The sequence below is a fragment of the Amycolatopsis nigrescens CSC17Ta-90 genome, assembly GCF_000384315.1.
Lineage (GTDB): Bacteria > Actinomycetota > Actinomycetes > Mycobacteriales > Pseudonocardiaceae > Amycolatopsis > Amycolatopsis nigrescens.
Genome location: NZ_ARVW01000001.1, coordinates 463,490 through 477,806, shown reverse-complemented (window position 1 = coordinate 477,806; position 14,317 = coordinate 463,490). Strand labels below are relative to the sequence as shown.

The window sequence follows — 14,317 nt, the reverse complement described above, 5'->3', positions numbered from 1 at the left end:
GTCATGGCTGTGCGCCACCTGTGTAGCTCAGGTCGTAGACGGTGACGCCGCCGACCGTGTTGGCGGGGAAGGTGGCGGCGACCCAGTCCGCGATCCGCTGTGCCTCATCGCTGCCCGTTTCGCCGCGCATCGACATGCCGTCGCCGGCGAAGAAGTGAATCAGTCCACTTTGGACGTACTGCTGGAACTGGGCCAGCGTCGGCGACGGGTCGGTGCCGTTGAAGCCACCCACCGCGAGCACCGGCGCGTCGATCGCGAGCTGGTAGCCGGCCGCGTTGTTGGACCCGACGGTCGCCACCGCCCAGACGTAGTTCTCCGCGTCGGCGGCCAGCAGCGCGGCCAGCGAAGGGTCGGTCTCGGCGGCGCCCAGCAGCCCGCCACCGGCGCGTCCCTGCCCGCCTCCGCCGGGCGCGCGCCCGGTAGCGGGACCCGCGGACGGAATCGCCCCGGTGTGCGGCGTCGCCGCTGTGGCCACCGCGTACGCGCCCGTGCCCGCCAGCACGGCGGCCAGCGTCAGCACGGCCACCGAGCGCCGGGCGGCGGTGGGCAGGCGGCCCGCGACCAGTACCAGCGCGGCCGCGGCCAGCCCGGCGAACAGCAGCGCCGGCGCCAGCCACGGCAGCCAGTCCGGTTGCCCGGCCAGCACCAGGTACGAGGTGAGCGCGGTCAGCGCGACCCCGGCGGCGAGCGTGCCCGCCGCGGCCGGGTCCTCGCGGCGGCGCCACAGGGCCACCCCGCCGATCCCGGTCAACGCGGCGACCGCGGGGGCCAGCGCGACCGTGTAGTACGGGTGGATGATGCCGCTCATGTAACTGAAGACCACCGCGGTCACCAGCAGCCAGCCACCCCAGAGCAACAGCGCGGCGCGTGCCGGATCGGTGCGCGGGGCCCGGCGGGTGAACCACAGCCCGGCTGCGGTCGCGAGCACCGCGGCCGGCAGCAGCCAGGCGATCCCGCCGGCCATCTCACCGCCGAGCAGCCTGCTCCAGCCGGTCTGTCCCCAGCCGCGGCCCATCCCGCCGCCGACGCTGCCCACCTCGTCCCCGGTGATCCGGCCGAGCCCGTTGTAACCCAGTGCCAGTTCGAGCAGGCTGTTCCGCTGCGAGCCGCCGATGTACGGGCGGTCCATGGCGGGCCACAGCTCCACCAGCGCGAGGTACCAGCCGGCGGAGAACACCACCGCCACCGCCGCGCCCAGCAGATGCAGCACCCGTTTGCCCATGCCGGTGGGAGCGGCCACCAGATAGACCAGCGCGAAGGCGGGCAACACCAGGAACGCCTGCAGCATCTTCGCCAGAAAGCCGAAACCCACCGCGATCCCGGCCAGCGCGAGCCAGCGCGGGCTGGCCTTCTCCAGTGCGCGCACCACGCAGTAGGCCGCCGCGACGAGCAGCAGCACGAGCAGCGCGTCCGGGTTGTTGAACCGGAACATCAACGCGGCCACCGGGGTCAGCGCGAGCACCGCACCGGCCAGCAGCCCGGCGGTGTGCCCCGACGTGCGGCGCACGGTGGCGTACAGCAGCGCGACCGAGCCGACGCCCATCAGCGCCTGCGGCACCAGCACGCTCCACGAGCCGAGCCCGAACAGCCGCACGGAAAGCCCGGGCAGCCAGAGCGCGGCCGGCGTCTTGTCCACCGTGATCCCGTTCGCCGCGTCGGTGGCGCCGAACACCCACGCCTTCCAGCTCGCCGCGCCGGCCTGCGCGGCGGCCGAGTAGTAGGCGTTCGCCCAGCCGGACGCCCCCAGTCCCCAGAGGTAGAGCAGCGCGGTCCCCAGCAGCAGGCCGGCCACGGCCCATCGTCGTACGGTCATCGGGCCACTTTCGCCACCGCACCTAGGCCGCCCTTGTGCCTTCCCTGTGCCCTTCCTGTGGGGCGGCGGGCAGGCGGACCTCGAACTCGGTGCGGCCGGGGCGGCTGTGCACCTCGATCCGGCCGTGGTGGGCCCGCACGATCGCGTCCGCGATGGCAAGACCGAGACCGGTAGTGCCGGTGCTGCCGGTACCGGCGAACCGCTCGAACACCGAGGGCAGCAGCGCGGCCGGAATGCCGGGACCGTCGTCGGTGACGGTGAGCACGGCGCTGCCGTCGGCGGAGTGGCCGAGCGAGGTGCGCACGGTGGTGCCCGGCGGGGTGTGCGTGCGGCCGTTGGACAGCAGGTTGGCCAGCACCTGGTGCAGCCGCTGCGCGTCACCGGGCACGTGCACCGGCCGCGGCGGCAGGTCGATCAGCCAGCGGTGCCCCGGACCGGAGATGTGCGCGTCGGCGACCGCGTCCGCGGCCAGCACGCACAGATCGACTTCGGCCGTGTCGAGCGGCCTGCCGATGTCCAGCCTGGCCAGCAGCAGCAGCCCGTCGACCAGTTCGGCCATCCGGTCCGCCTCGGACTCCACCCGGCCCACCGCGTGCGCGACCCGCGGCGGCAGCCGGTGCTCGCCGAGCCGGGCGAGCTCGGCGTAACCGCGGATCGCGGCCAGCGGGGTGCGCAACTCGTGGCTGGCGTCCGCGACGAACCGCCGCGTGCGCAGCTCGCCGGCGTGCCGTGCTTCCAGCGCGGTGCCGACATGGCTCAGCATCCGGTTGAGCGCCGCGCCGACCTGCCCGATCTCGGTCCCCGGGTCGGTGTCGGCCCTGGGCACCCGTACCGCGAGCGCGACCTCGCCGCGGTCCAGCGGCAGCTCGGTGACCAGTGCCGCGGTGGCCGCCACCCGGTCCAGCGGGCGCAGCGTGCGCCGCACCGCGAAGGCGACGGCCACCCCGGCACCGAGCACGGCGGCCGCGCCGACCCCGCCGAGCACGAGACCCGCGGTCCGCAGCGTTTCCCGGAGCGGCGCCAGCGGCAGCCCGGTGACCACCACCCCGGCGCTGGTCCGCACCGCGGTCAGCCGGTACGCGCCAGCCGAGTCCAGGGTCGCCGTGTGCGGGCGGGCGTCCGCGGGCAGCCCGCGGAGCAGGTCCAGATCCGCCGCGCTCAACGGGGCGCGCTGCCCGGTGTCGGACAGCGTCGCGGCGTCGGGCACCGTGCCCACGGCGAACCGGGCGTTGAGCGTGCCTGCCGCCTGACCCGGCGCGTTCAGCGGATCGGGCCCCGCCCCGGGAACCGGCGGTGGTCCTTCGGCGAAGGCCCAGGCCCGGTCGCTCGCCTCCGCCAGCTGCGCGTCCAACTGCCGGTGCAGGAAGGTGGACAGCGCGAACTCGCTGAGCACCACGATGAGCGCGCAGAGCACGGCGAGCAGGGCGACCGCGGATGCGATCAGCCTGGTCCGCAGCGGTCTTCGGGCCGGCACCCAGCTCATCGCCCCAGCGTGCGGCCGGTTGGTAGGAGCGGGATGTGGCTGTGCTGTGCGCCGGCTGTGCGCTCAGTGCGCTCAGTGCGTTCGGTCTTGGGCGAAGAACTCGAAGTGCACGGACTCCTCCGGTACGTCGTGCTCGGCCAGTTCCCGGCGCACCGCGTCTACCAGCGGCTGTGAGCCGCACAGGTACCAGGCGTCCACCTTCACCGGATGCAGCCTGCCGGTCAGCAGCGTCCGCACGCGCCGGGTGTCCAGCCTGCCGCGCCGGTACTGCTCGTGCGAGATGGCCAGCGCCTCGGCCACCGTGTCCAGCGGCCTGGTGCGTACCGGGTGCAGGTCGGGGTCGCGCTCGTCGGTGCGGTGGTGCTCGATCTGCAGCCTGCCCTCGAACCGCCTTGCCAGCTCGCTGAGCTCGGCGGCGAACAGCGTGCTCGCGCCGCTGCGGTTGAGGTAGAGCAGGGTGCACCGGCTGTGCCGCTCGGTGTGCAGCGCGTGGGACACCATGGAGATGATCGGCGCGATCCCGCTGCCCGCGGCCAATGCCGCGTAGTGCCGGGTGCGTCCGGGGTCGGCGGCCAGTACGAACCGGCCTGCCGGCGGCCGCACCCGCAGCGTGTCGCCGGGGCGCAGCTCGTGCTGAAGCCTGCTGGTGAGCAGCCCGCCGTCCCGGCGCTTGACCGCGATCTGCGGCCGGGTCCAGCCCGCCATCGTGCAGATCGAGTAGCACCGGTACACCTCCTTGCCGTCCACAATGGACTGAACGGTGAGGTGCTGGCCCGGCTGGAAGCGGAAGATGTCCCGCAAGTCGGCGGGTACCGCGAAGCTGACCAAGACGGTGTCGGCGGTGAGTTCGCGCAACTCCGCGATCCGCAGCTGATGGAACTCCGGCGGCGGACCGGGGACGGGCTCGGCCGCCGGAACCGCAGAAGTGCTGTCGGTGCCGTCGGTGTCCTTGGTGGGGCGCAGCGCCAGGTACTCGGCCGTGGTCAGCGCCCGGCCCAACGGCGTGGTGACCGGCACCCGTCGGGCGAGGTAGGCCGCCCGGTTCAGCCGCCACACCTGCCGGTACCGGTAGAACGGCACGGACGGATGCAGGTGGTGCACCAGGTGGTAGTTCTGGAACAGCATCAGCGGGCCGAGCAGCCAGTCCAGGCCGACCCTGATCCTGGCCGCGCCGAACCGGTTGCGCCGCCGGGTGTCCGGCAGCCCGTGGTGCGGCAGCCATTCGAACCACCAGGCCAGCACGGCTACCCCGATCCGCTGCGGGATCAGGTAGACCACCAGCAGTTCCCAGCCGTGGCCGGTGGTGACCAGCGCGGCGAACCCGCCGACGGCCAGTACCGCCACGGCCACCGTTTCGAGCTGTTCGCCCACCGGCCGTTCGCGGCCGTGGCGCAGGTAGAAGCGGACGTACCAGAGGTCGGCGGTGAGCCAACGCAGCGGCAGCTGCCACCACGGTCCGTGCGCGGCCCATGCGGCCGGGTCGAAGGCCGGTTCGTTGGTGTTGCGGTGGTGCTCGCCGTGGCTGTGGCGCATCAGCGGGAACGAGCCGAAGGCGGCCACGAACGGCATGGCCAGCCTGCCCAGGATCTCGTTGACCGGGGTCAGCTTCCCGGCCGCGTGATGGGCAGCTTCGTGCAGCACGGTGAACATGGTGAAGGTGACCAGCGCGTGCAGCGCCACGGTCAGCCACAGCGGGGCGCCGCCGGCGAGCGCCAGCCAGGTCGCCGACGACCACACCAGCAGCCCGCCGGTGAACAGCAGCAGGGTCGGCCCGGACACGCGGGGCAGCGGGATCCCGGGGTCCGGCACACCCTGGGTGCGCTCCGGCGGTACCGGCTCCTGGGGCGCCGCGGTGGAGACCTCGATGACGGACATGGAGAGGCTCCTCGCGCGACAGCAGAAGACTGAAGAACTGACAACGCTAGACAAGGTAAGCCAAGTTGTAAATCTGAACCACAGGTGACCGGTAGTTGTAAACTGCCGCTGTGGATCCCGCCCCCAATTTCGCCAGGACAGTGCGCTCTCTGCTGCGCGAACAACTGCTGGACGCGGCCGCCGAGCTCACCTGCGCCCAGGGCTGGGCGGCGGTCACCATGGGCAAGGTCGCGGTCCGGGTCGGGGTGAGCAGGCAGACCGTCTACAAGGAGCTGGGCGGTAAGCCGGCCATGGCCGAGGCGCTGATGCTGCGCGAGACCGACCGGTTCGCCGCCGGGGTGGCCGAGGTGATCGCGGAACACGCCGAGCCGGTCGCCGGAGTCACCGCGGCGGCCCGGTTCACCCTGGAGTCCGCGATGGACAACCCGCTGCTCAAGACCGTGCTCGCGGGGCCGTTCGGCGAGACCGACAGCCTGCTGCCGCTGCTGACCACGGACTCCGGCGCGGTGCTGGCGAGGTCGGTGGAGACCGTCACGCCGATGTTCATGGCCAGGTACCGGGACGCACCGCTGAGCGGGCCAGAGTGGGAGGTCGCGGTGGAGACCGTGGTGCGCCTGCTGCTGAGCCATCTGGTGCAGCCGAGCGGGCCCGTGCACCAGGTCGTCGACCAGCTCCACTGGGTCATCGAGCGGGTACTCCGGGGCTGATCTGCGCCCGATCTGAGCCCGATTGAGGCCCGATTGGCACCCCCGCCCGAGCTGGCGAGTCACTGGCCTAGACTCGGGCGACCCGGTTCATTCCTTGACCTGGGCATTGGGACCGTTCAAACCAACCTACACAGTCACGGCTCGAGGAGAAAACGTTGAAGAGCACCGTCGAGCAGCTCAGCCCGACGCGAGTCAAGATCAATGTCGAGGTGCCGTTCGACGAACTCAAACCGAACTTCGACCGCGCCTACCGCAAGATCGCCCAGCAGGTGCGCATTCCGGGGTTCCGTCCCGGCAAGGCGCCCGCTCGCGTCCTGGAAAGCCGGATCGGCCGCGCGCCGGTGCTCGATGAGGTCGTCAACGAGGTCATCCCCGCCAAGTACATGGAGGCGCTGCGCACGGGCGAGGTACGCGCCCTCGGCCAGCCCGACATCGAGGTGACCAAGCTGGAGGACCGCGAGGTGCTCGAGTTCACCGCCGAGGTCGACGTCCGCCCGGACATCACCCTGCCCGACTTCACCGAGCTCGCGGTCAGCGTGGACGACGTGGAGCTGACCGACGCCGAGGTCGACGAGCAGCTCGACGAGCTGCGCGCCCGGTTCGGCACCCTCACCGGCGTGGACCGCCCGGCGGAGAACGGCGACTTCGTGTCGATCGACCTCTCGGCCACGGTGGACGGCGAGGCCGTCGAGGAGGCCGCCACCGAGGGCCTGTCCTACGAGATCGGCTCCGGCCAGCTCGTGGACGGCATCGACGACGCGATCATCGGCGCCAACGCGGAGGAGACGAAGACCTTCACCACCAAGCTGGTGGCCGGCGAGCACGCCGGCCGCGACGCCGAGGTGTCGGTCACCGTCCAGTCCATCAAGCAGCGCGAGCTGCCCGAGGCCGACGACGAGTTCGCCCAGCTGGCCAGCGAGTTCGACACGCTGGACGAGCTGAAGGCTGACCTCCGCGAGCGGCTCGGCCGGGTGAAGAAGATGCAGCAGGGCGTGCAGGCCAGGGACAAGATCCTGGACTCGCTGCTGGAGACCACCGAGGTGCCGCTGCCGGAGAAGGTCGTCGAGGGCGAGGTGGAGAACCGCAGGCACGACGCGGTGCACCCGTTCGACCACGACGAGGATGCCTTCGCCAAGTCGCTCGAGGCCGAGGGCAAGACCCTCGACGAGTTCAACACCGAGGTCCGCGAGGAGTCGGAGAAGGCGGTGCGCACCCAGCTGCTGCTGGACACCATCGCCGACGCCGAGGAGACCAGCGTGGACGACGGCGAGCTCACCGAGCGGATCGTCTACCAGGCGCAGCGCTTCGGCGTCAGCCCCGAGGAGTACCTCCAGCGGGCCCAGCAGTCCGGTCAGCTCAGCGCCATCTACGCGGACGTGCGCCGCGGCAAGGCGCTGGCGACGGTGGTCCGCCGGGCGACCGTGACCGACGCCTCCGGCGCGGCCATCGATCTCGAAGAGCTGTTCGGCAAGGACGAAACCGAAGCGGCAGAGGAGACAGCCGAGCCGGCTGAGACCCCTGAGACCGAGGTCACGGCCAAGTCTGGCGCGTCCTCCGATCAGTGACGCTCTGAGCGAACTTGGGCGGTGTCGGGCATTGGACACCGCCCAAGTTCGTTAGGGTCGATTGCAAGATCAAGCATCTGAACGAAGTCCACAGTGGGTCGCGGGGGACCGGACCCACAGCGGCGAAAAGGCAGGCAGACGTGACGCAGCACATGCCCGAGGCGCGGTCCAGCAGCGCGGGGCTCAACCTGACCGACTCGGTATTCGAGAGGCTGCTCCAGGAGCGCATCGTCGTGCTCGGATCCGAGGTCAACGACGAGGTGGCGAACCGGATCACCGCGCAGCTGTTGCTGCTGGACGCGGATGACTCCGAATCCGACATCACCTTCTACATCAACTCGCCGGGCGGCTCGGTGCCATCGGGCTTCGCCATCTACGACACGATGCAGCTGATCAAGGCGGACGTGGCGACCTACGCCATGGGGATGGCCGCCTCGATGGGGCAGTTCTTGCTGTCCTCCGGTGCTCCCGGCAAGCGCTACTCGCTGCCGCACGCGCGGATCCTGATGCACCAGCCGTCTTCCGGCATCAGCGGTACCGCCTCCGACATCGCGATCCAGGCCGACCTGTTCAACAAGTGGAAGATCGAGCTGGCCAAGATCACGGCGGAGCAGACCGGGCAGACCGTCGAGCAGATCATCGCCGACGGCGACCGCGACCGGTGGTTCACCGCGGAAGAGGCCAAGGAGTACGGCTTCGTCGACCACGTCCTGTCGGGTGACACCCGCCGGAACTCGGCCAGCTGACCGGGCAAGAGGAGATTTCAATGAGCGACCTGCACATTCCGCAGTCCCGGTACGTGCTGCCCTCGTACGTCGAGCGCACCAGCTACGGGATCAAGGAGTCCAACCCGTACAACAAGCTGTACGAGGAGCGCCAGATCATGCTCGGCGTACAGGTGGACGACGCGTCGGCGAACGACGTGATGGTCCAGCTGCTGCACCTCGAGCACGAGGACCCGGACCGCGACATCACCATCTACATCAACTCGCCCGGTGGCTCGTTCACCTCGCTGATGGCGATCTACGACACCATGCAGTACGTGCGCCCGGACATCGTCACGATGTGCATCGGGCAGGCCGCCTCCGCCGCGGCCGTGCTGCTGGCCGCCGGCACCCCGGGCAAGCGTCTCGCGCTGCCGAACTCGCGGGTGCTGATCCACCAGCCCGCCACCGAGGGCACCTACGGGCAGGTCTCGGACCTGGAGATCCAGGCCAACGAGATCCAGCGGGTGCGGCGCCTGATGGAGACGACGCTGGCGCATCACACGAACAAGCCTGTTGAAGAGGTGCGCGCGGACATCGAACGCGACAAGATTCTCACGTCGGAGCAGGCCAAGGAGTACGGCATCATCGACGAGGTGCTGCCGTACCGCAAGGCGTCGGCGATCGACAACTGAATCGCCGGGCAGGCCGGTGCGTGTCGGAGGGTCATCCTCCAGACACGCACCGGTCTCCTGGTCTAAGGTCGCTCGGGCGTGCCCGAAACCTGATGGTCCTCCCGTCAGGAGCGTCGGGCGGGTACCGTCAGTGGCAACTCACGCGGATTCCGGCACCGGGGTCCGCCGAGGGCAGGTACACACATCAGGTGCGTCAGCCGAGGCACCGGAGGGGACAGGTCAACGGTCATGGCACGGATCGGCGACGGTGGGGACCTGCTGAAGTGTTCCTTCTGCGGGAAGAGCCAAAAGCAGGTGAAGAAGCTCATCGCCGGCCCCGGCGTGTACATCTGCGATGAGTGCATCGACCTGTGCAACGAGATCATCGAGGAAGAACTCGCCGAAGCCGGTGACGTCAAGCTCGACGAGCTGCCGAAACCCTCGGAGATCCACGAGTTCCTCGAGCAGTACATCATCGGCCAGGAAGATGCCAAGCGCACCCTGGCCGTCGCGGTGTACAACCACTACAAGCGCATCCAGGCCGACGACAAGAGCGGGCCGAAGGACTCCAAGGACGAGCCGGTCGAGGTCAGCAAGTCCAACATCCTGATGCTCGGGCCGACCGGCTGCGGCAAGACCTACCTCGCGCAGACGCTGGCCAAGCTGCTCAACGTGCCGTTCGCCATCGCGGACGCGACCGCGCTGACCGAGGCGGGCTACGTGGGCGAGGATGTGGAGAACATCCTGCTGAAGCTGATCCAGGCCGCCGACTACGACGTCAAGCGCGCCGAGACCGGCATCATCTACATCGACGAGGTCGACAAGATCGCCCGCAAGTCGGAGAACCCGTCCATCACCAGGGACGTCTCCGGCGAAGGCGTGCAGCAGGCGCTGCTGAAGATCCTCGAGGGCACCACCGCCTCGGTCCCGCCGCAGGGCGGGCGCAAGCACCCGCACCAGGAGTTCATCCAGATCGACACGACGAACGTGCTGTTCATCGTGGCCGGCGCGTTTGCCGGGCTGGAGCGGATCATCAACGAGCGGGTCGGCAAGCGCGGCCTCGGTTTCGGCGCGGAGATCCGCACCAAGGCCGAGATCGAGAGCAGCGACATCTTCTCCAGCACCATGCCGGAGGACCTGATCAAGTTCGGGTTGATCCCGGAGTTCATCGGTCGTCTGCCGGTGGTGGCGAGCGTGACGAACCTGGACAAGAAGTCCCTGGTGCAGATCCTCAGCACGCCGCGGAACGCGCTGATCAAGCAGTACAAGAAGCTCTTCGAGATGGACAACGTGGAGCTGGAGTTCACCAAGGCCGCGCTGGAGGCCATCGCCGACCAGGCGGTGCTGCGCGGAACCGGTGCCCGTGGTCTGCGCGCCATCATGGAGGAAGTGCTCCAGCCGGTGATGTACGACATCCCGAGCCGCGACGACGTGGCCAAAGTCGTGATCACCGAGCAGACGGTCCGGGACAACGTGAATCCCACGATCGTGTCCAGGCAGCCGTCGCGCCGCCAGCGCAGCGAGCGCGGCGAGAAGTCGGCTTGAGCCGGTTTGAGATCTTCTAGAACGGCCAGGAGCGCCGGCCGGGCGGCGGGATGACGGTCATGCCGCTGAACGGTTCCGGCGGCGGGCACCGGGCGGGGAACGAGCCCGGTGCCGGCCGGGACGAGGTGCGCGGGATCGGTGATCTCGCGCGGCTGATCGTCACGAAGACCTACCTCGGCCACCCCCGGCTGCACCGGGCGCTGGTCATCACGCTCGGCGTGCTGGTGGCCACCTGCCTGATCGCGGTGGTCACCAGGCTCTCCGCGCTGCCGCTGATTCCGTTGCCGCTGTTCGGCGCGGCGGGCTACGCGCTCTGGCGGATCCGCGGCACGCAGGACCACCGCGCGCTGCTCGGCTGGTCCGCGGTCTTCCTCGGCACCACGGTCGTCGGCTTCTGGCTGGTCTCGGTGGCCGCCCGGATCCTCGACTAGGGCGTCTTCGGCAGCTGCTTGCCGAGGAACCCGACCACGCTGGGCACGACGGTGCGGTTGAACGCGTCGCCGTGCTTGCCGCGGGCGGTGTGCGCGACCACGGGCCGCGCCTCGGTGATGAACTTGCGCACCCCGCCGATGAACGAGTCCTCGGTACCGCACCACACCCCGGTCGGCACACCGCGGGTGGCGTCCAGGTTGCGCAGCGGGTCCAGCGAGGCCCAGTCGGCGGCGTCGCGGAAGGCTTTGCGCTTGGCCATCTCCGGCCAGGAGGTGATCAGCGCCGGTGCGAGCAGGGCCATCGCCTTCAGCGGCTGCCGGCGTTCGGCGCGGCGGCGGCCGTAGAGCAGCGCGCCGAACCCGCCCATCGACATGCCGGTGCAGGCGAACGGCAGGCCGTCGGGCCCGGCGAGGCCGCGCTGCCGCAGCCAGACCGGGACCTCCTCCAGCAGCATGGCCATCGGGTTGTCGCCGTCGGTGTTCTGGTGCCAGTAGTGGTCGCCGCCGTCGACCGCGACGAAGCCGAACGGCGGCACGGCGCGCCTGGCCACGTCGCTGCTGAGCTGCCTGAGCAGCCCGGTCGGCGAGGCCTTGCGGGCGTTGCCGTGCAGGCCGTGCAACAGCAGGGACATCGGCAGGTTGCTGCCCGCAGACCTGGTCGGCAGCACGGTGACCAGGTCGACCTCACGGCCCCTGGCTGCGGAATAGACCCGTTCGACCCTGGTCACGCCGAGCTCGGTGGCGGGCGAGGAGGAGGCCACGCCCAGCGCTCGCTGGATGGCAGGGGTGAACGGCAGGGTGCCGGTGGCGGTGCCCGCCGCGAAGGCGGCGATGCCCAGTCCGGAGGTGCCCGCGATCAGCACCGAGCGTCGGCTCGGCCGCCGCCGCTTGGCACGCTCCGTGACCGGCGGATCGCCGTCTTCTCGCACCCGTCCTCCGTCCCCATCGGCCCCCGGTCGGACGGCGCGAGCGTTCGCCGCGTTCCCCGGTTCCACTGGCTTTCGAACTTCTCATCGCGGCCGGGGCCGCCGGCGTTTCGCGAGGTGGGAGGCGGTGACGGTTCGTCACCCGACGGGTGCGCTCAGTCGGCCAGTGCGGCACTTGCCAGCGATCTATAACTCTGTTACAAATGAACTATAACGGCGTTATGACCGTGAGAGGTGGAGACATGGGCAACGAGTACCTCGAAGGCAACTACGCCCCGCTGCCGAAGGAGCAGACGATCACCGAGCTGGCGGTGACCGGGCGGATTCCCGAGCACCTGGACGGCCGGTACCTGCGCAACGGGCCCAATCCGATCGCCGAGATCGACCCGGGGACCTACCACTGGTTCACGGGCGACGGCATGGTGCACGGCATCCGGCTCCGCGACGGGCGCGCCGAGTGGTACCGGAACCGCTGGGTGCGCGGGCCACAGGCGGCCCGCGCGCTGGGCGAGGCCCGGCGCCCGTCGGCCGGCCGGGCCGGCTCCGACGGGGTGGGCGCGAACACCAACGTGATCACGCACGCCGGCCGGACCCTGGCGCTGATCGAAGCCGGGGTGGCCAACTACGAGCTGACCGACGAGCTGGACACGGTCGGCCCCTGCGACTTCGGCGGCACCGTCTCCGGCGGCTACACCGCGCACCCGAAACGGGACCCGCGCACCGGCGAGCTGCACGCCGTCTCGTACTCCTTCACCAGGGGCAACCAGGTGCAGTACTCCGTGATCGGCACGGACGGCCGCGCCAGGCGCACGGTGGACATCCAGGTCAGCGGCAGCCCGATGATGCACGACTTCTCCCTGACCGAGAAGTACGTGGTGTTCTACGACCTGCCGGTCACCTTCGACCCGGAGCAGGCCGTCGCCAATGCGGTGCCCGCGCTGCTGCGGCTGCCCGCCAGGCTGGTGCTCTCCGCGATCGTGGGCAGGATCCGGGTGCCGGATCCGATCTCGGCCAGGATAACCCGCGGCAGCCGGCCGAACGGTGCGATGCCGTATCGGTGGGACCCGGACTATCCGGCCAGGGTCGGTGTCATGCCGCGCGAGGGCACGAATGCCGACGTGCGCTGGTTCGACGTCGAACCCTGCTACGTCTTCCACTCGCTGAACGCCTACGACGACGGCGACTCCGTGGTGCTCGACGTGGTGCGGCACCCGAAGATGTTCGACACCAACCTGCGCGGCCCGAACGAAGGCGACCCGACGCTGGAACGCTGGACGGTGGACCTGAACGCCGGCAAGGTTCGCGAAGAGCGGCTGGACGGCCGGCCGCAGGAGTTCCCCCGGATCGACGAGCGGCTGGTCGGCAGCAGGCACCGGTACGGCTACGCGATGCAGGCGGTCGACGGCGCGGGGCCGTCCGACTCGCTGCTCAAGCACGATCTGCACGGCGGCAGTACCGCGGTGCGGTCCTTCGACGCGGGCCGGCAGCCCGGCGAGTTCGTGTTCGTGCCCAGCGGGCCGGGCGCGGCCGAGGACGAGGGCGTGCTGATGGGCCTGGTCTACGACCCGGCCACCCAGCGCAGCGACCTGACCCTGCTCGACGCCGGGACGCTGGAGACCGTCGCCGCCGTGCACCTGCCGGACCGCGTCCCCAACGGCTTCCACGGCAACTGGTCCCCCACCGAGTGAGGACAGATAGGGATCAGCTGACGCGGTGGTCGGCGGTGTAGAGGTTCATCGAGTCGCCGCGCAGGAAGCCGACCAGGGTGATGCCGTGTTCGGCGGCCAGTTCGGCGGCCAGCGACGAGGGCGCCGACACGGCGGCGAGCATCGGCAGGCCCGCCATCGCGGCCTTCTGCACCAGCTCGAAGGACGCCCGGCCGGAGACGAGCAAACCGTTGTCCAGCAACGGAATCCGTCCTTCGAGCAGGGCCCAGCCGAGCACCTTGTCCACGGCGTTGTGCCGTCCGACGTCCTCCCGCACCACCAGCAGCGAACCGTCCGAATCGAACAGTCCGGCCGCGTGCAGCCCGCCCGTGGTGGCGAAGACGCGCTGTTGCTCGCGCAGTGAGTCCGGCAGCCCGGCGAGCACGTCCCGGTGCACCGCGAACGGCGAGTTGCCAGGGGAGTAGCGGGTGCGGAGCTTGACCGCGTCCAAAGCGGCCTTGCCGCACACCCCGCAGGAGGACGTGGTGTAGAAGTTGCGCTCCACTCCGGTCTCCGGCGGCGGCACCCCGTCGGACAACGCCACGTCGAGCACGTTGTAGGTGTTGCGCCCGCTGTCGTCGACGCTGTTGCAGTAGCGCGCCGAGGCGACGTCCTCTCGCGAGCCGATGACGCCCTCGGACAACAGGAAGCCGTGTGCCAGCTCGACATCGTGGCCGGGAGTGCGCATGGTGACCGCGAGTGCCCGGCCGCCGACGCGCAGTTCCATCGGCTCTTCCGCGGCCAGCGCGTCCGGCCGGCGGCGTTCACCGTTCCCGGACAGCATTCGCACTGGTCGCCGGACCGTAACTCGCCCCATGGCCGCCTCATCTCTTGCCGAAGCTGAACAGTCGACAGTTGGGTAGTGCGCCGACCGCTTTCAAGTATTAG

At 70.3% G+C, this 14,317-nt stretch carries 12 protein-coding genes; 7 read left to right on the top strand and 5 right to left on the bottom strand.

Annotated elements, in window-relative coordinates; translation table 11 throughout:
• Position 1: 1 nt before the first annotated feature.
• From AMYNI_RS0102220 to AMYNI_RS0102210, 3 genes are all read right to left on the bottom strand, one after another.
• Positions 2 to 1,813, bottom strand: a complete 1,812-nt coding sequence (locus tag AMYNI_RS0102220) for a glycosyltransferase family 39 protein (protein ID WP_026359962.1) — start codon at positions 1,811 to 1,813, stop codon at positions 2 to 4.
• 22 nt (positions 1,814 to 1,835) lie between these two features.
• Positions 1,836 to 3,296 (bottom strand): sensor histidine kinase, encoded by a 1,461-nt coding sequence (locus AMYNI_RS43330; RefSeq protein ID WP_040405441.1) that lies wholly within the window; start codon positions 3,294 to 3,296, stop codon positions 1,836 to 1,838.
• A 72-nt stretch (positions 3,297 to 3,368) separates the two neighbouring features.
• Positions 3,369 to 5,171, bottom strand: a complete 1,803-nt coding sequence (locus AMYNI_RS0102210; RefSeq protein WP_020666331.1) for a fatty acid desaturase — start codon at positions 5,169 to 5,171, stop codon at positions 3,369 to 3,371.
• 110 nt (positions 5,172 to 5,281) lie between these two features.
• On the opposite strand from AMYNI_RS0102210, the gene AMYNI_RS0102205 reads away from it, so the two are divergent.
• The 6 genes from AMYNI_RS0102205 to AMYNI_RS0102180 all read left to right on the top strand — a co-directional run bounded on the left by AMYNI_RS0102205 (position 5,282) and on the right by AMYNI_RS0102180 (position 10,797).
• Positions 5,282 to 5,878, top strand: coding sequence for a TetR/AcrR family transcriptional regulator (locus AMYNI_RS0102205; protein WP_026359961.1), 597 nt, complete (start codon positions 5,282 to 5,284; stop codon positions 5,876 to 5,878).
• 155 nt (positions 5,879 to 6,033) lie between these two features.
• Positions 6,034 to 7,443: a trigger factor gene (tig, locus tag AMYNI_RS0102200; protein WP_020666329.1), complete on the top strand. Its 1,410-nt coding sequence runs from the start codon at positions 6,034 to 6,036 to the stop codon at positions 7,441 to 7,443.
• Between the two features lie 140 nt (positions 7,444 to 7,583).
• Positions 7,584 to 8,189, top strand: a complete 606-nt coding sequence (locus AMYNI_RS0102195) for a ClpP family protease (RefSeq protein WP_026359960.1) — start codon at positions 7,584 to 7,586, stop codon at positions 8,187 to 8,189.
• A 20-nt stretch (positions 8,190 to 8,209) separates the two neighbouring features.
• Positions 8,210 to 8,842 (top strand): ATP-dependent Clp protease proteolytic subunit, encoded by a 633-nt coding sequence (locus tag AMYNI_RS0102190; RefSeq protein ID WP_020666327.1) that lies wholly within the window; start codon positions 8,210 to 8,212, stop codon positions 8,840 to 8,842.
• Positions 8,843 to 9,070: 228 nt separating this feature from the next.
• Positions 9,071 to 10,366, top strand: coding sequence for an ATP-dependent Clp protease ATP-binding subunit ClpX (clpX, locus tag AMYNI_RS0102185; protein ID WP_020666326.1), 1,296 nt, complete (start codon positions 9,071 to 9,073; stop codon positions 10,364 to 10,366).
• Positions 10,367 to 10,416: 50 nt separating this feature from the next.
• Positions 10,417 to 10,797, top strand: coding sequence for a hypothetical protein (locus tag AMYNI_RS0102180; protein WP_020666325.1), 381 nt, complete (start codon positions 10,417 to 10,419; stop codon positions 10,795 to 10,797).
• Here the strand turns inward: AMYNI_RS0102180 and AMYNI_RS0102175 are convergent.
• Positions 10,794 to 11,726 (bottom strand): alpha/beta hydrolase, encoded by a 933-nt coding sequence (locus AMYNI_RS0102175; RefSeq protein WP_020666324.1) that lies wholly within the window; start codon positions 11,724 to 11,726, stop codon positions 10,794 to 10,796. The genes AMYNI_RS0102180 and AMYNI_RS0102175 overlap by 4 nt on opposite strands.
• Before the next feature lie 239 nt (positions 11,727 to 11,965).
• Here AMYNI_RS0102175 and AMYNI_RS0102170 point away from each other — a divergent pair, with 239 nt between their 5' ends.
• A complete protein-coding gene (locus AMYNI_RS0102170; RefSeq protein WP_020666323.1) occupies positions 11,966 to 13,411 on the top strand; it encodes a carotenoid oxygenase family protein in 1,446 nt (481 codons plus the stop codon).
• A 13-nt stretch (positions 13,412 to 13,424) separates the two neighbouring features.
• On the opposite strand, the gene fdhD is transcribed toward AMYNI_RS0102170, so the two are convergent.
• Entirely contained in the window at positions 13,425 to 14,246 is an 822-nt protein-coding gene (fdhD, locus tag AMYNI_RS0102165; protein ID WP_026359958.1) for a formate dehydrogenase accessory sulfurtransferase FdhD, read from the bottom strand.
• Positions 14,247 to 14,317 lie beyond the last annotated feature (71 nt).